Source organism: Pseudomonas sp. H1_G08 (assembly GCF_054681355.1).
The window spans coordinates 2,553,576-2,570,272 of record NZ_CP162822.1; the positions used below are offsets into that span (position 1 = coordinate 2,553,576).

The following is a 16,697-nucleotide window of genomic DNA, read 5'->3' on the forward strand; positions in this document are numbered from 1 at the left end:
CAAAGGTATCTGCGTAAAACTCGGGTTTCGCGGCACGAGCGATAAAGCTTTATCATGGCCGCAGTTTCGCTGATCGAGTCCATCATGAAGTTCGCCATCGCGCTGTTTTCCGCCGCCCATGCGCCCTCCTCGCGCCGTGCCCTGCTGTTTGCCCAGGCCGCGCTGGCCGGCGGCCATGAGATTGTCCGGCTGTTCTTCTATCAGGACGGCGTGTTCAACGCCTCCGATGCAGTGGTGACGCCGCAGGATGAACAGGATTTGCCCAAGCAATGGCGCGCCTTCATCAACGAAAAGCAACTGGATGGGGTGGTCTGCATCGCCGCCGCTCTGCGCCGTGGTGTGTTGAACGAAGAAGAAGCCAAGCGTTACCAGCGTGAAGCGATTTCGCTCAGCGCGCCGTGGGAATTGTCCGGTCTGGGTCAATTGCACGATGCCGTGCAGGACGCTGACCGTCTCATCTGTTTCGGAGGCGCTTGAACATGGCCAAATCGCTGTTGATCATCAGCCGCCAATCGCCATGGTCCGGCCCCGGTGCGCGGGAAGCGCTGGATATCGTGCTCGCCGGTGGCGCCTTTGATCTGCCGATCGGTTTGCTGTTTCTCGATGACGGCGTGCTGCAACTGGCCGCCGGGCAGAACGCCAAGGCCTTGCAGCAGAAAGACCTCAGCGCCAATCTGCAGGCGCTGCCGATGTTTGGTGTCGAAGAGCTGTTCTATTGCGCCGAAAGCGCCAATGCTCGCGGTCTTGGCAAACTGTCGCTGGACGAAGCGCAGCCGCTTGCTGCTGAACACATCACCGCCCTTATTGACCGTTACGATCAGGTGATCACCCTCTGATGTCGACTTTGCATGTGTTGTCTCATTCCCCGTTCGGCGACGATCGTCTGAGCAGTTGCCTGCGCCTGCTCGGCAGCGCCGATGCGGTATTGTTGTCCGGCGATGCGGTGTATGCGCTGCAACCGGACACTGTGCCGTTCTCAACCCTTCAAGAGCGAGCAATCAGACTGTTTGTATTGATTGAGGACGCACAGGCGCGTGCGATCGAGATTCCAGACTGGGCCGAGGCCATCGACTACCCGGCGTTTGTCGAACTGTCGATCCATCACGCCAAGGTCAACAGCTGGCTATGAATTCAATGACCGTCGGCGCCCGCGCCATCGAACTGGACAAGGACGGCTTTCTCGTTGACCTCAGCGACTGGTCGGCTGAAGTCGCCAGCGCCCTCGCCGCCGCTGAAGACATCGAGTTGACGCCCGAACACTGGGAAGTCCTTGAGCTTCTGCGTAGCTTCTACGCCGAATTCCAGCTATCGCCGGCCACGCGGCCGCTGATCAAGTACACCGCGTTGAAACTCGGCGCGGACAAAGGCAACAGCCTGCACCTGAACCGACTGTTCAAAGGCACCCCTGCCAAACTCGCCGCGAAACTGGCGGGCCTGCCCAAACCGACGAATTGCCTATGAACGACTTTCCAGCTTTGACCCTCGAAACGCCTGCCGAGCATCCGTTCGCGCAATTCGTGCGCATTCTCGGCAAGGGCAAGCGCGGCGCCCGCGACCTGACGCGCGAGGAAGCCCGCGAGGCCATGGGCATGGTGCTCGATGACAAGGTCGAAGATACGCAACTGGGTGCCTTCCTGATGTTGCTGCGGCACAAGGAAGAAAGCGCAGAGGAAATGGCCGGTTTCACCGAAGCCCTGCGCGCACGCTTGCAGGCACCGGCACTGAATGTCGACCTGGACTGGCCGACCTACGCCGGCAAAAAACGCCACCTGCCGTGGTATCTGCTGGCGGCCAAGTGCCTGGCGCAAAACGGCGTGCGCATCTTCATGCATGGCGGCGGTGCACACACGGCCGGGCGCCTGTATAGCGAACAACTGCTGGGCGAACTGAACATTCCCCTGTGCCGCAATTGGCAGCAGGTCGGCGCGGCACTGGACAACGGCGGCCTGGCGTTTATGCCGCTCGTGGACTGGGCGCCGCAGTTGCAAAAGATGATCGACCTGCGCAATACCTTGGGCCTGCGGTCGCCGATCCACTCGCTGGCGCGGATTCTCAATCCGTTGGGCGCACGCTGCGGCCTGCAAAGCATTTTTCACCCGGGTTACCAGGCGGTGCATCGCGATGCCAGCGGCTTGCTCGGCGACGCGGCAATTGTGGTCAAGGGTGATGGCGGTGAAATCGAGATCAACCCCGACGCCACCAGCCACCTTTACGGCACCAGCGGCGGTCAGAGCTGGGACGAAGAATGGCCGCAGCTGTCAGCGCAGCGCCACGTCAAACCCGCTTCGCTGGAAATCGAGCACTTGAAAGCCGTGTGGCGTGGCGATGTGGTCGACAGTTACCCGCAAATGGCCTTGATTGCGACCATGGCCCTCGCCCTGCGCGGTCTCGGTCAGAATCGCGAACAGGCCTTTGCGACCGCAGAGCAATATTGGGCGGCACGCAACACATCGATCTAACCGATCATTAGCGCCCGATCTTTGCGCTTTTTGTTCGAACTCATCGGAATAGACTCGACTCCAACGAATATTGGTTTTGGGAGTCTTGATCATGGGTTTACTCGTCGACGGCCACTGGCAGGACAAGTGGTACGAAAGCAGCAAGGACGGCGCGTTCCAGCGCGAACAGGCGCAACGCCGCAACTGGGTGACCGCCGACGGTCAACCAGGCCCCAGCGGTGAAGGCGGTTTCACTGCTGAAGCCGGGCGCTATCACCTCTATGTTTCCCTCGCCTGCCCTTGGGCGCATCGCACGCTGATTCTGCGCAAACTCAAAGGGCTGGAAGGTCTGATCGACGTGTCGGTGGTCAGCTGGCTCATGCTGGAGAACGGCTGGACCTTCGACAAGGCGCTGGGTTCGACAGGCGACAAACTCGATGGCTTCGATTTCATGCATCAGCGATACACCGCCGACACGCCTGATTACACCGGGCGCGTGACGGTGCCAGTGCTGTGGGACAAGAAACTCAAGCGCATCGTCAGCAATGAATCGGCGGAAATCATCCGCATGTTCAACAGCGCCTTCGACGGGATCACTGGTAACGATCTGGACTTTTATCCGGCGCCGCTACGCAACGAGATCGATGCGCTGAACGAGCGGATCTACCCGGCGGTGAACAACGGTGTCTATCGTGCCGGGTTCGCCACCTCGCAACAGGCATACGAACAGGCGTTCGATGAAGTATTCGCCGAACTGGATCATCTGGAGCAACTGCTGGGTGCCAATCGCTACCTGAGCGGGGAATACCTGACCGAGGCCGACGTGCGCCTGTTTACCACGATGATTCGCTTTGACGCGGTGTATCACGGGCACTTCAAGTGCAACCTGCGGCGGATTGCCGATTACCCGAATCTGTCGAACTGGCTGCGCGAGATGTATCAATGGCCGGGTATTGCCGAGACGGTGGATTTCCAGCACATCAAGCATCACTACTATGGCAGCCACAAGACCATCAACCCGACCGGCGTGGTGCCGAAGGGGCCGCAGCAGGATTTCAGCGTAGCGCATGACCGGTCGCGGTTGATCGGGAAAGGGGTTTGGTTAAAGGGCTAACAGCAGAAGCAAAAGATCGCAGCCTTCGGCAACTCCTACATGAGAAAGCGTTCCTCTGTAGGAGCTGCCGAAGGCTGCGATCTTTTGATCTGACTCAGACCTGCGCTTGAGCCCCTTCAAACCACGCCAGCTTCTCGCGCAGCTGCACCACTTCGCCGACGATCACCAGAGTCGGCGCATGCACTTCATGCTCCGCCACCATTCGCGGCAGATCCGCCAGCGTGCCGGTGAAAACCCGCTGATTGACTGTAGTGCCCTGCTGAATCAGCGCCGCCGGGGTATCCGCCGCGCGACCATGCTTGATCAACTGCTCGCAGATAATCGGCAGGCCCACCAGGCCCATGTAGAACACCAGCGTCTGCGCCGGAGCCACCAGGTCAGCCCATGGCAGATCGGTGGAACCATCCTTCAAGTGGCCAGTGACAAACCGCACGGACTGCGCATGGTCACGGTGGGTCAGCGGGATCCCCGCATAAGCGGCGCAACCGCTGGCCGCCGTGATGCCTGGCACCACCTGGAATGGAATACCGTGGGCCGCCAGTTCTTCGATCTCTTCGCCACCGCGGCCGAAGATAAACGGATCGCCGCCCTTCAACCGCACCACACGCTTGCCAGCCTTGGCCAGATCGACCAGTTGCTGGTTGATCTGATCCTGCGGCACGGCGTGTTCGGAGCGCCGCTTGCCGACATACACCCGCTCGGCATCGCGACGGCACAACTCGAGAATCGCCGGCGCCACCAAGCGGTCATAGAGCACCACATCGGCTTGCTGCATCAGACGCAGTGCGCGGAAGGTCAACAGATCCGGATCACCCGGACCGGCACCGACCAGATAAACCTCGCCAGTGGTGACCATTGGCTCGCCATCGACCTTGGCCTGCAACAGGCGCTCGGCTTCAGCGCCCTGCCCGGCCAGTTGACGATCGGCGATCGGGCCCTGGAAAACGTCTTCCCAGAAGCCGCGACGCTGCTGAACATCCGGAAACAGGTTTTTCACCTGATTGCGGAAACGCGCAGCTAATCCAGCCAACTGGCCGTAAGTCGAAGGAATCCAGGTTTCGATTTTCGCGCGGATCAGACGCGCCAGTACCGGCGCATCGCCGCCGCTGGACACGGCGATGATCAACGGCGAGCGATCGACGATCGCCGGGAAGATCACGCTGCACAAGGCCGGCGCATCGACCACGTTGACCGGCACGCAACGGCGGTGGGCGTCGGTGGAGACTTGCGCGTTGAGCGTTTCGTCGTCGGTAGCGGCAATGATCAGCCCGCAACCGTCCAGATCCGTTTCGGCGTAACCGCGCAACAGGCATTCACCGCCGCTGGCAGCGACCAGTTCGGCCAGTTGCGTTTCGATTTCAGGTGCGACCACCCGCAGTAGCGCACCGGCATCGGCCAGCAGGCGGGATTTGCGCAAGGCAATTTCCCCCCCACCGACAACCAACACACGACTGCCGCGCAGGTTGTGAAACAGCGGCAGATATTTCATTTAGCCGATGACCTCAAGGCCACCCATGTAAGGCTTCAGCACGTCCGGCACACGGATCGAACCGTCGGCCTGCTGGTAGTTTTCCAGTACCGCAACCAGAGTACGACCGACCGCCAGACCAGAGCCGTTCAAGGTGTGCACCAGCTCAGGCTTGCCGGTTTCCGGGTTACGGAAACGCGCCTGCATGCGCCGCGCCTGGAAGTCGCCGCAATTGGAGCACGAGGAGATTTCGCGGTATTTGTCCTGGCTCGGAATCCACACTTCGAGGTCGTAGGTCTTGACGGCGCTGAAGCCCATGTCGCCGGTGCACAGCGCCAGGGTGCGGTAAGGCAGGCCGAGCAGCTGCAGGACTTTTTCGGCGTTGGCAGTCAGGCTTTCCAGCGCTTCCATCGATTGCGACGGCTCGACGACCTGGACCATTTCGACTTTGTCGAACTGGTGCTGGCGGATCATGCCACGCGTGTCGCGACCCGACGCACCGGCTTCGCTGCGGAAGCACGGGGTGTGGGCGACAAACTTGATCGGCAGCAGTTTCGAATCGACGATTTCGCCGGCAACGATGTTGGTCAGTGACACTTCGGCGGTTGGAATCAGGTACAAATCGGCTTCGCCTTCGCGGGCAATCTTGAACAGATCTTCTTCGAACTTCGGCAGCTGGCCGGTACCTTGCAGCGCCGGAGCCTGAACCAGATAAGGCGTGTAAGCCTCTTCGTAGCCATGTTCGGTGACATGCAGGTTGATCATGAACTGCGCCAGTGCGCGATGCAGACGCGCGATCGGGCCACGCAACAAGGCGAAACGAGCACCGGACAGCTTGGCGGCGGTTTCGAAGTCCAGCCAGCCGAACTTCTCGCCGAGGGCGACGTGGTCTTTCACTTCGAAATCGAACTGGGTCGGGGTGCCCCAACGGCGCACTTCGACGTTGTCGTCTTCGTCCTTGCCGACCGGAACCGATTCGTGCGGCAGGTTGGGGATACCGAGCAGGATCGAATCGAGTTCGGTCTGGATCGCGTCCAGCTCGACCTTGCCAGCGCTCAGCTCGCCTGCCATGCGCTCGACGTCCGCCATCAGCGGCGCGATGTCTTCGCCGCGCTGCTTGGCCTGCCCGATGGATTTGGAACGCGCGTTACGCTCAGCCTGCAGTGCTTCGGTGCGGGTCTGGACGGTCTTGCGCTGTTCTTCCAGCGCTTCGATGCGCGCGGTGTCCAGGGCAAAGCCACGGGAAGCCAGGCGATCCGCTACGTCCTGAAGGTTGCTACGTAACAGTTTGGAATCGAGCATGTCGGTTTCTCGTTATCAAAGTTTGGTCAGGGACAGGCCGGCCCACGTCGCGAGCAGCCCGCCGAATACGCTGAGTGCCGCGTAGCCCAGGGCCAGCAATACTTGCCCGCTTTCCAGCAGGCGCACCGTATCCAGTGAAAAGGATGAAAAAGTCGTCAGCCCCCCGAGGAAGCCGACCATCAACCCGGCGCGCACCTCGATCGGCACCTCCGGGCGTATCAGAAACAGGCCGTACAACACGCCAATCAGCAGGCAGCCCACGATATTAACGGCCAGCGTCGCGGTATAGAAGTGCCGCGGCCAATTGGCGCTGACCCAATTACCGGTAGCAAAGCGCAATAAAGTGCCGGCAACACCGCCGACCGACACTGCAAGGATCAATGGAACCACTATTTTCTCCGCTGCCGAGGGCTCAGACGATCGAGTTGAGCGAGGTGATTGAGTTTTTCGCCGATCTTCAACTCCAGGCCGCGGGGTACGGGCTGATAGAACGGAATCGGCTCGAGTTCTTCCGGAAAATAGTCTTCACCGGCAGCATAAGCGTCCGGCTCGTCGTGGGCGTAACGGTATTCGTCGCCATAACCCAATTGCTTCATCAGCTTGGTCGGTGCATTGCGCAAATGCAGCGGCACTTCCAGCGAGCCGTTTTCGGCAGCCGCGCGCAGTGCAGTTTTGAAGCCCATGTACACCGCGTTGCTTTTCGGTGCACAGGCCAGATAAGTGATGGCCTGGGCGACCGCCAATTCGCCCTCGGGGCTGCCGAGACGCTCCTGCACTTCCCACGCCGCCAGGCACAGGCTCAGCGCACGCGGGTCGGCGTTGCCAATGTCTTCGCTGGCCATGCGCACCACGCGCCGGGCCAGATACAGCGGATCGCAGCCGCCGTCGATCATCCGCGCAAACCAGTACAGCGCGCCGTCGGGATTGGAGCCGCGCACGGATTTGTGCAGCGCCGAGATCTGGTCGTAGAACGCTTCACCGCCCTTGTCGAACCGCCGGCGCGTATCGCCGAGCAGACTTTGCAGCAGCTCGATGCCGATTTCGCTGTTGTCTTCTGCCAGATCAGAGGCGTTTTCCAGCAAATTGAGCAGACGCCGGCCATCGCCATCCGCGGCCGACAGCAACATCTGGAAGCCTTCATCGCTCAGGGTCAGGTTGCGCTTGCCCAGGCCGCGCTCTTCGGTGAGTGCGCGGTGGACCAGTTTGCGCAAGGCCGCTTCGTCGAGGCTTTTCAGCACGTAGACGCGGGCCCGAGACAATAAGGCGTTGTTCAGTTCGAACGAAGGGTTTTCGGTGGTGGCGCCGATGAAGATCAGCGTGCCGTCTTCAACGTAAGGCAGAAACGCGTCCTGCTGCGACTTGTTGAAACGGTGTACTTCGTCGACAAACAGGATCGTGCGCTTGCCGTACTGGCCGGCCTGCTGCTTGGCAATTTCAACGGCCTGACGGATTTCCTTGACCCCGGCGAGCACCGCCGAGACCGTTTCGAAGTGCGCATCCGAGACTTCTGCGAGCAAGCGCGCCAGGGTGGTCTTGCCCACGCCCGGCGGTCCCCAGAAGATCATCGAATGCAGCGCGCCCTGCTCCAGCGCCTCACGCAAAGGCTTGCCGCGAGCGAGCACGTGTTCCTGACCGACGTACTCATCCAGATTGGCCGCACGCAGACGGGCGGCCAAGGGTTGGGCAATCGGTGCACTGCGAAACAGATCCATCACGTAGCGTTGAAACCTCTGATTTTCTGAAATCTGCTGAAGTACCTGTGGTGAGGGGACTTATCCCCGTTGGGCTGCGAAGCGGCCCCAAAAGCGACGACTGCTGCGCAGCCGGACGGGGATAAATCCCCTCGCCACAATAGCCCCTCAATAGCAGGCCCTCACCACAAAGGCCCTGACACAAAGTGCCGGTGTTTATTCCTGGATAACGTCGGCACCTTTGGGAATGTCGAATTTGAACTTGGACGCAGGCACCGCTTCGTTGGCCTTGACCCCGGTAAACAGGATATTGGTGCGCTGGCCGACGCTGTCAATCAGTTGCATGTCATTGAGCAGGCCGTTGCGGAACGACAGGCGCAGATTGTCGAACAGGGTGTCCTTGGTTTTCGGCTTCAGGGTGAAGTCGATCACGCCGCCCGCCTCTTTCGCGCTGATATCGAAGCTCTGGCTGATCTTCGAGACATCGCCGGACAACAGCAAGGCCGGCGTCTGGGTCAGACGCTCATCGAGCTTCTTGATGGTTGCCTGCTCCAGATCCGGGTCCCACAGGGTGACTTTCTTGCCATCGGAGACCATGGTCTGCTCGGCCGGCGCATTGGTGTGCCAGTAGAACAGGCCCGGACGCTGCAGGGTCATGTTGCCGGTGGTTTCCTGCAACTGGGTGCCGGTGCCATCGAGGGTCAACTGCGAAAAGTTCGCCGACAGGGTTTTCGATGTTTCGAGCAATTGGGTCAGACGCGCCACGTCCTTTTCATCGGCGTGGGCCGTGAGTGTGGTCAGCGCCAGTACTGGCAACAGCATGCGGATAAGGCGCATGAGAGTCCTCTTGAATACTCGTGGGAGAGCGAGTGGCGCGTCATTGCGCCACTCGAGTCGTTGCGTTTCAGTCGCGTACCGGGCCCGGGGCCAGGACTTCACGCGAACCGTTGGTGTTCATTGAGGTAACGACGCCAGCCATTTCCATCGCCTCGATCATCCGCGCGGCACGGTTGTAGCCGATCTTCAGCTTGCGCTGCACAGCGGAAATCGACGCACGACGACTTTCGAGGACGAACTGCACCGCTTCGTCATACAGCGCGTCGGCTTCCGGATCATCACCGTCGCCACCACCGCTGCTGCCTTCAAAGCCGCTGCCCGCCTCTTCGACACCGTTGAGAATGTCGTCGTTGTACTCAGGCGCACCGCGCAATTTCCAGGCCTCGACCACGCGGTGAACCTCATCGTCGGAGACGAACGCGCCGTGAACCCGGATCGGCAAACTGGTGCCCGGCGGCATGTAGAGCATGTCACCGTGCCCGAGCAGTTGCTCGGCGCCACCCTGGTCGATGATGGTTCGCGAATCGATCTTGCTCGATACCTGAAACGCCATACGTGTCGGGATGTTGGCTTTGATCAGACCAGTGATCACGTCCACCGACGGGCGCTGGGTGGCAAGAATCAAGTGAATCCCCGCCGCACGCGCCTTTTGCGCAATACGCGCGATCAGTTCTTCAACCTTCTTGCCGACGATCATCATCATGTCGGCGAATTCGTCCACCACTACGACGATGGTCGGCAGTTTCTGCAGCAGCGGCGCTTCGTCGTGAATGCTTTCGCGCTTGTACAGCGGATCGCTCAACGGCTCGCCGGCATCCTGGGCTTCCTTGACCTTGGCGTTGAAGCCGGACAGGTTACGCACGCCCATTTTCGCCATCAGCTTGTAGCGACGCTCCATCTCGGCAACGCTCCAGCGCAAGGCGTTGGCGGCGTCCTTCATGTCAGTCACAACCGGGCAGAGCAGGTGCGGAATGCCTTCGTAGATCGACAGCTCAAGCATCTTCGGGTCGATCATGATCAGCTTGGCATCGTCCGGGCCGGACTTGAACAGGATCGACAGGATCATCGCGTTCACGCCCACGGACTTACCGGAACCGGTGGTACCGGCCACCAGCAAGTGCGGCATCTTCGCCAGGTCGGTGATGACCGGCTTGCCGCCGATATCGTGACCGAGCGCCAGGGTGACCGGGGATTTGAAGTTGTCGTACTCGGGGGTCGACAGCACCTCGGAGAAACGTACGATCTGGCGGTCTTCGTTGGGAATCTCGATACCGACAGTGGTCTTGCCCGGAATCACCTCGACCACCCGCACACTGGTCACCGCCAGCGAACGCGCCAGGTCTTTGGCCAGGTTGGCGATGCGGCTGACTTTTACCCCGGCGGCAGGCTGGATTTCGTATCGGGTAATCACTGGACCCGGATGGATCGAATCAACGGTGACTTCGACGCCGAATTCCTTGAGCTTGATTTCCAGCAAGTGGCCGACCGCTGCCAAGGACTCAGGCGAATAGTTGAGCTGTTTCTTTTCCGCAGGATCAAGAATGGAGATCGGCGGCAAGGTGCCTTCGACCGCGCTGTCGACGAACAACGGCGCCTGCTTCTCTTTCTGCACGCGCTTGCTCGGCTCCGGCGCCTTGGCCGGTGCCGGCGCGATCACCGGTGGCACCTGCTTCTCGCGGTCGGACATGTGCTTGCTCAACGCTTGCTCGCGCTCGATCAGGCGTTCCTTGACCTTGGCCTGTTCGCGTTTGTCGGTGACAGTCGGTGCGACCACATCGTGGACGCGGTCATCGACCTCACGCAGTTGCGCAACCAGTTGCTTGCGTTCTGTGCGCGCCGACCACCAGCGGTTGAGCGCGCCCTGGAACAGTTCGAACAGATCGAGGGTGATCTTGCCGGTGACATCCATCACCTTGAACCACGACAGGTCGGTGAATACGGTCAGGCCGAACAGGAACAGAGCGATGAACAACAGCGTGCTGCCCTGGATGTTCAGCGCATTCTTCGCCAGATCGCCAAGGCTTTCGCCCAGGGCACCGCCAGCGCCGGCCGGCAGACCGGTCGCGGCATGGAAATGAATGTGCGCCAGCGCAGCACCGGAGAGCACGAGGAATACCAGGCCGATCAGACGCCAGGAAAACAGCCAGCCGCTCCACTGCCATGGTTCGTGGCGTTGACGGAAGATCTGGTACGCCTTGACCGCCAGCAGCAACGGAAAGATATAGGCGAAGTAACCGAGCACCATGAACAGGATATCGGCGCTGTATGAGCCGGCCGGGCCGCCGAAGTTCTGCACATCGTCGATCTTGCTGTTATGGCTCCACCCCGGATCGTCCTTGCCGTAGGTCAGCAAAGCCATCATCAGGAACAGGCACAAAGCGCCAATGGCGATCAATGCACCTTCCTTGAGCCGGTAGTGCAGTTGCTGGCGCCAGAGCGGAACGACTGTTTTGGGTGCTTCGGTGGTCTTCTTCAAAACGCTTCTTTTCCTGCGCCCGAGGCGCGTCCATCTATTGAATGACGATAAAAAACTGCCCAATCCAGGCAGGTAAAAAAGGTGAAAAGCTCAACTGGGACTACTTTTAACACTGTGCCACTGGTTTTATAAACACAGCCATAAACACTGTGCGCAGCGTATAGCCTGTCACAACCCGGCATTGTACGGGTTTGTGCGCCCGATGCCATGTTTCAGACCCCAGCCTTGAGCATAGCCAAACGTACATGCACTGCGTTGCAATTGGAGCATGCATTGTCTTTTGTGACAAAGGCTTATGAGCTGTATTTGATGAACGTAGCGAACCTGGCCGGATCAGGCTCACAGGAATGCTCGACAGCATCGGTACGGTGACGCTTACGACCACGGGCGACACATCAAGTTGCAGCTCAATGCTCACTGCAGCAGACATCCGTGCAGGACAGCGGCGCCGTTTCGCGGCAAACTCTTTCGCGGGGCCTGCACGCCCCTGACTGCCCTCCCCTTCTGCAAGCCTGGATGCCATGCTGACTTGGTTACAACGTAACTCCCTGACCTTTCCGCCACTGGAAAAAGCCATGCGCGAGCCGAACGGATTGCTCGCCGCCGGCGGCGATCTTTCCGCCGATCGACTGATCCAGGCCTATCGCCATGGCTGCTTCCCCTGGTTTTCCGAGGGCCAGCCGATTCTCTGGTGGTCGCCAGACCCTCGCACCGTGCTGTTTCCCGACGAACTGCACGTCTCGCGCAGTCTCGGCAAGCTGCTGCGCAAGCAACGCTATCAAGTGACCTTCGATCAGGATTTCGACGCCGTCATCCGCGCCTGCGCTGCACCGCGTGATTACGCCGACGGCACCTGGATCACCGAGGCCATGCAGGATGCTTACGTAGAATTGCATCGGCGCGGTTTCGCGCATTCGGTTGAGGTCTGGGACGAGGGACAGCTGGTCGGCGGCCTGTACGGCCTGGCGATGGGCCAACTGTTTTTTGGCGAGTCGATGTTCAGCCGCGCTGACAACGCGTCCAAATATGGCTTTGCCACGCTGGTCCAGCATTTGAAAGCCGCCGGTTTTGTGCTGATCGACTGCCAGATGCCGACCGATCACCTGCACAGCCTCGGTGCGCGGTCGATTCCGCGCGGCGAATTCGCCGACTATCTGCGGCGCCATCTAGATCAACCGAATTCAGCGACCTGGGTTTGCTGAGCGACTTTTGCGCAGGTGGCTTACACTTAATCCACCAGCTTATCCCGAGGGTTGATTCATGACCGAGTTGGCGCGTTTGAAGTTTTATGCCACTCAGCCCCACTCTTGCAGTTATCTGCCCGAGGAGCAGGCCACGACGCTGTTTCTCGACCCGAGTCAGCCCATGGATGTGCATGTCTACGCAGACCTGTCGGAAATGGGCTTTCGTCGCAGCGGCGATCATTTGTACCGGCCGCATTGCCAGAATTGCAATGCGTGCGTGCCTGCGCGCATTCCCTCCGCACAATTCATCACTAATCGCCAGCAAAAGCGCATCTACAAACGCAACGCGGATTTGCAGGTGCAGCCGGTCAAACCGCACTTCAGCGAAGAATATTTCGACCTGTACCAGCGCTACATAGAACAGCGCCATGCCGACGGCGACATGTACCCGCCAAGCCGCGATCAGTTCTCGACGTTCCTGGTGCGTGACCTGCCCTTCTCGCGCTTCTACGAGTTTCGACTCGACGGACGGTTGCTCGCGGTGGCGGTGACCGATCTGCTGCCCAACGGTTTGTCAGCGGTGTACACCTTCTACGAACCGAACGAAGAACGCCGCAGCCTCGGCCGTTACGCAATCCTCTGGCAAATCGCCGAGAGCCAGCGTCTGGGCCTTGAGGCCGTGTACTTGGGTTACTGGATCAAGAACTGCAAAAAGATGAACTACAAGACGCAATATCGGCCCATCGAATTGCTGATCAATCAGCGCTGGGTCATCCTGAACTGAAGCTGCGGCCTAAACCCCTTGGCGTAAACACCATTTTTCGGGCACAATGCACGCCGCTTTTGCCTGGCGCAGTTGCACCGGGCCATTCATTGGATACCGAGGGCTTTACTGCATGTCGAAAGAAGACAGCTTCGAAATGGAAGGCACTGTCGTCGACACCCTGCCCAACACCATGTTTCGTGTGGAGTTGGAAAATGGGCACGTCGTAACCGCGCATATTTCCGGCAAGATGCGCAAGAACTACATTCGTATTCTTACCGGTGACAAAGTGCGCGTCGAGCTGACGCCCTATGACTTGAGCAAAGGGCGGATCACTTACCGCGCTCGTTAATCAAGTCAATACAGAACGCCCGGGTTATGCCGGGCGTTTTTGTTTGTCTGGGAATTGGGTTTTGTGGGCATATCCGTTGCTGCGGGCGCTGCCGCTGGCGGCTTCGCTCTTACAGCGAGTCACCTTTTCCAAACGCCGGAGTGCCGGCCCAGCAAAAAGGTAACCCAAAGGCTTTGCCCCGGCGTACGGCCCGCTCGCTGGGGCTCGGGGTACCTTCGTTACGGGATCGATCCCGTAACGAAGCCTGCCGAAGGGGCAAAAGATCAAGAGCCAGAGCAAAAGCAGAAGCCAGATCAAAAGATCGCAGCCTTCGGCAGCTCCTACAGTTGGATCGCGCCACTGCTCAAGAACAGATCGGCTGTCAGGCCGCCTTCGCGAGCAGGCTCGCTCCCACAGAAAAGCAAAGCAGCGCAGCTGCCCCACTCAACAATGAGCGTTAGCTCGAGTGCTTTTGATCCACCGGCGACGTCGGAAGGCTGAGTGGAGGGATTGATCCGGGCGTGGGAGCGCAGCGACCGTCTGGCGCAGCCAGACACAGCGGAAGGAGGTGCAGCGAAGCAAACCGGAGCCGCTGCGCCCGGATCAGTCCCGGAGCGAAGGAACCCGAGCCTGCGAGGGCCGAACGCAGGAGCAAGCCTTTTGGGTTACCTTTTCGGCGTTTGGAAAAGGTGACCCGCCGTAAGGGCGGAACCGTAATCAGCAACACCCGCAGCAACGGATATTCACCTCAAAACCCGCAACGCCAAACAGCAAAAAGGCGCCCGAAGGCGCCTTTCCAATCTACATCAAGCCATCAGGCCATCTCAGCCGTGGTTTCGAAGTCGAACGTCAACTCCCCATCCTTGATGTCGATGTGCACCACACCGCCATGCTCGGCCAGCTCGCCAAACAGAATCTCCTCCGCCAGCGGACGCTTGATCTTGTCCTGGATCAGACGCGCCATCGGACGTGCGCCCATCGCCGAGTCATAACCACCCGCCGCCAGCCAACTACGCGCAGCATCAGTAACCTCAAGCAACACACGCTTGTCTTCCAGCTGCGCCTGAAGCTCGGTGAGGAACTTGTCCACCACACTTTTGATGACATCATGACTGAGGCGACCAAACTGGATAATGGTGTCCAGACGGTTACGGAATTCCGGCGTGAAGCTCTTCTTGATCACTTCCATCGCATCGGACGAGTGGTCCTGATGGGTGAAACCGATCGAAGCCCGCGCGGCCGTCTCGGCACCGGCGTTGGTGGTCATGATCACGATCACATTGCGGAAGTCCGCCTTGCGCCCGTTGTTGTCGGTCAGCGTGCCGTGGTCCATGACCTGCAACAACAGGTTGAAGACTTCCGGATGCGCCTTCTCGATTTCATCGAGCAGCAATACGCAATGTGGCTGCTTGGTGATCGCTTCGGTCAGCAGACCGCCCTGATCGAAACCGACATAGCCTGGAGGCGCACCGATCAGACGCGATACGGTGTGACGCTCCATGTACTCGGACATGTCGAAGCGCACCAGCTCGATGCCCAGCGCCTTGGCCAGTTGTCGCGCGGCCTCGGTTTTACCGACACCGGTAGGCCCGGCAAACAGGAACGAACCGACCGGCTTGTCCGGCGATTTGAGCCCGGCACGGGACAATTTGATCGCAGTGGACAGCGAATCGATCGCCGCGTCCTGACCAAACACCGTCAGCTTCAGGTCACGCTCCAGGTTACGCAGCAGCTCTTTGTCGGAACTGGTGACATGCTTCGGCGGAATCCGCGCGATTTTCGCGACGATGTCCTCGACCTGCGGCACTTCGATACGCTTAACGCGCATCTCCACCGGTTGCAGACGCTGGTAGGCGCCCGCCTCATCGATCACGTCGATGGCCTTGTCTGGCATGTGCCGGTCATTGATGTAGCGCGACGCCAGTTCGGCAGCGGCACGCAACGACTCATCGCTGTATTCGATATTGTGATGCTGCTCGAAACGCCCTTTCAGGCCACGCAGGATACCGATGGTGTCTTCCACCGACGGCTCGACGACATCGACCTTCTGGAATCGACGTGCCAAGGCACGGTCCTTCTCGAAGATGCCGCGAAACTCCTGGAATGTGGTCGAACCGATGCACCGAATGTCGCCAGACGACAGCAGCGGCTTGAGCAGATTGGACGCATCCATCACGCCACCGGACGCAGCACCCGCACCGATGATGGTGTGGATCTCGTCGATGAACAGGATCGCCTGCGGACGTTTCTTCAGTTCATTGAGCAGCGCCTTGAAGCGCTTCTCGAAATCACCGCGATACTTGGTACCCGCGAGCAGAGCGCCGAGGTCGAGCGAATAAACAACCGCATTGGCCAGCAGATCCGGCACCTGATTGTCGACGATGCGCTTGGCCAGGCCCTCGGCAATCGCGGTTTTACCCACGCCTGCCTCACCCACCAGCAGCGGATTGTTCTTGCGCCGGCGCGCAAGAATCTGCGCGACACGCTCGACTTCCGACTCACGACCAACCAACGGATCAATGCGACCCTGGCGCGCGAGTTCGTTGAGGTTGCTGGCATAAGCATCCAGAGGATTGCCTGAAGAAGAAGACTCACCGCCCTCGTCGTCCTGCATATCTTGTTCACCTTCAGAGTGATCGCCGTGCCCCGGTACTTTCGAAATGCCGTGGGCGATGTAGTTGACGACATCGATGCGCGCCACGCTCTGCTGTTTCAGCAGGAACACGGCCTGACTCTCTTGCTCACTGAAGATGGCGACCAGCACGTTGGCGCCGGTCACTTCGCGCTTGCCCGAGCTCTGTACGTGAAAAACAGCACGCTGCAGGACACGCTGGAAGCCCAGGGTTGGCTGGGTTTCGCGATCCTCGTCATGGACGGGGATCAATGGCGTGGTGGAGTCGATGAACTCCTGCAGATCATGCTTGAGTTTGTCGAGGTTTGCGCCGCAGGCACGCAAAACGGTGGCGGCAGCCTCATTATCCAATAGGGCCAGCAGGAGATGTTCGACGGTCATGAACTCATGACGCTTCGAACGAGCCTCCTTGAAGGCAAGATTGAGGGTGACTTCGAGCTCGCGGTTTAACATAGCTTCAC

16 protein-coding genes are annotated in these 16,697 nt (G+C 59.7%); 9 read left to right on the forward strand and 7 right to left on the reverse strand.

All coding sequences use genetic code 11. The features are described from left to right. The first annotated feature begins 84 nt into the window (after positions 1-84). From tusD to AB4N85_RS11595, 6 genes are all read left to right on the forward strand, one after another. Positions 85-477, forward strand: coding sequence for a sulfurtransferase complex subunit TusD (gene tusD / locus AB4N85_RS11570; RefSeq protein WP_041477377.1), 393 nt, complete (start codon positions 85-87; stop codon positions 475-477). A 2-nt stretch (positions 478-479) separates the two neighbouring features. After that, positions 480-836, forward strand: a complete 357-nt coding sequence (tusC, locus tag AB4N85_RS11575) for a sulfurtransferase complex subunit TusC (protein WP_056788922.1) — start codon at positions 480-482, stop codon at positions 834-836. Further along, complete coding sequence (tusB, locus tag AB4N85_RS11580) at positions 836-1,129, forward strand: sulfurtransferase complex subunit TusB (RefSeq protein ID WP_056788919.1); 294 nt, start codon at positions 836-838, stop codon at positions 1,127-1,129. The genes tusC and tusB overlap by 1 nt, the downstream gene beginning before the upstream one ends. Next, positions 1,126-1,461 carry a TusE/DsrC/DsvC family sulfur relay protein gene (locus AB4N85_RS11585; RefSeq protein ID WP_016770652.1) on the forward strand — a complete coding sequence of 112 codons (336 nt, stop codon included), beginning with the start codon at positions 1,126-1,128 and terminating at the stop codon, positions 1,459-1,461. Before tusB ends, AB4N85_RS11585 begins: the two co-directional genes overlap by 4 nt. Continuing rightward, a complete protein-coding gene (locus AB4N85_RS11590; RefSeq protein ID WP_460068118.1) occupies positions 1,458-2,459 on the forward strand; it encodes a glycosyl transferase family protein in 1,002 nt (333 codons plus the stop codon). The genes AB4N85_RS11585 and AB4N85_RS11590 overlap by 4 nt, the downstream gene beginning before the upstream one ends. Before the next feature lie 91 nt (positions 2,460-2,550). Continuing rightward, positions 2,551-3,552: a glutathione S-transferase family protein gene (locus AB4N85_RS11595; RefSeq protein WP_150634945.1), complete on the forward strand. Its 1,002-nt coding sequence runs from the start codon at positions 2,551-2,553 to the stop codon at positions 3,550-3,552. Between the two features lie 94 nt (positions 3,553-3,646). Here AB4N85_RS11595 and cysG read toward each other — a convergent pair whose 3' ends face one another. From cysG to ftsK, 6 genes are all read right to left on the reverse strand, one after another. Continuing rightward, positions 3,647-5,041 carry a siroheme synthase CysG gene (cysG, locus tag AB4N85_RS11600; protein WP_041477064.1) on the reverse strand — a complete coding sequence of 465 codons (1,395 nt, stop codon included), beginning with the start codon at positions 5,039-5,041 and terminating at the stop codon, positions 3,647-3,649. After that, a complete protein-coding gene (serS, locus tag AB4N85_RS11605) occupies positions 5,042-6,322 on the reverse strand; it encodes a serine--tRNA ligase (protein ID WP_056788907.1) in 1,281 nt (426 codons plus the stop codon). It abuts the gene before it with no gap. A gap of 15 nt (positions 6,323-6,337) precedes the next feature. Beyond that, a complete protein-coding gene (crcB, locus tag AB4N85_RS11610; RefSeq protein ID WP_016775261.1) occupies positions 6,338-6,712 on the reverse strand; it encodes a fluoride efflux transporter CrcB in 375 nt (124 codons plus the stop codon). After that, a complete protein-coding gene (locus AB4N85_RS11615) occupies positions 6,712-8,034 on the reverse strand; it encodes a replication-associated recombination protein A (protein WP_051600478.1) in 1,323 nt (440 codons plus the stop codon). The genes crcB and AB4N85_RS11615 overlap by 1 nt, the downstream gene beginning before the upstream one ends. Positions 8,035-8,229: 195 nt before the next feature. Continuing rightward, entirely contained in the window at positions 8,230-8,850 is a 621-nt protein-coding gene (gene lolA, locus AB4N85_RS11620) for an outer membrane lipoprotein chaperone LolA (protein ID WP_016775262.1), read from the reverse strand. 67 nt (positions 8,851-8,917) lie between these two features. Further along, a complete protein-coding gene (gene ftsK / locus AB4N85_RS11625; RefSeq protein ID WP_041477069.1) occupies positions 8,918-11,326 on the reverse strand; it encodes a DNA translocase FtsK in 2,409 nt (802 codons plus the stop codon). A 521-nt stretch (positions 11,327-11,847) separates the two neighbouring features. Between ftsK and aat the strand changes: the two genes are divergently transcribed. The 3 genes from aat (at position 11,848) to infA (ending at position 13,625) form a co-directional block, all read left to right on the forward strand. Further along, positions 11,848-12,528: a leucyl/phenylalanyl-tRNA--protein transferase gene (gene aat, locus AB4N85_RS11630; protein WP_095182060.1), complete on the forward strand. Its 681-nt coding sequence runs from the start codon at positions 11,848-11,850 to the stop codon at positions 12,526-12,528. 58 nt (positions 12,529-12,586) lie between these two features. After that, on the forward strand, positions 12,587-13,294 hold the full coding sequence (locus AB4N85_RS11635) for an arginyltransferase (protein WP_041477071.1): 708 nt from the start codon (positions 12,587-12,589) through the stop codon (positions 13,292-13,294). A 112-nt stretch (positions 13,295-13,406) separates the two neighbouring features. Continuing rightward, positions 13,407-13,625 (forward strand): translation initiation factor IF-1, encoded by a 219-nt coding sequence (gene infA / locus AB4N85_RS11640; protein WP_002553999.1) that lies wholly within the window; start codon positions 13,407-13,409, stop codon positions 13,623-13,625. A gap of 793 nt (positions 13,626-14,418) precedes the next feature. Here infA and clpA read toward each other — a convergent pair. Next, complete coding sequence (gene clpA, locus AB4N85_RS11645; RefSeq protein ID WP_460068124.1) at positions 14,419-16,689, reverse strand: ATP-dependent Clp protease ATP-binding subunit ClpA; 2,271 nt, start codon at positions 16,687-16,689, stop codon at positions 14,419-14,421. Between the last annotated feature and the right edge of the window lie 8 nt (positions 16,690-16,697).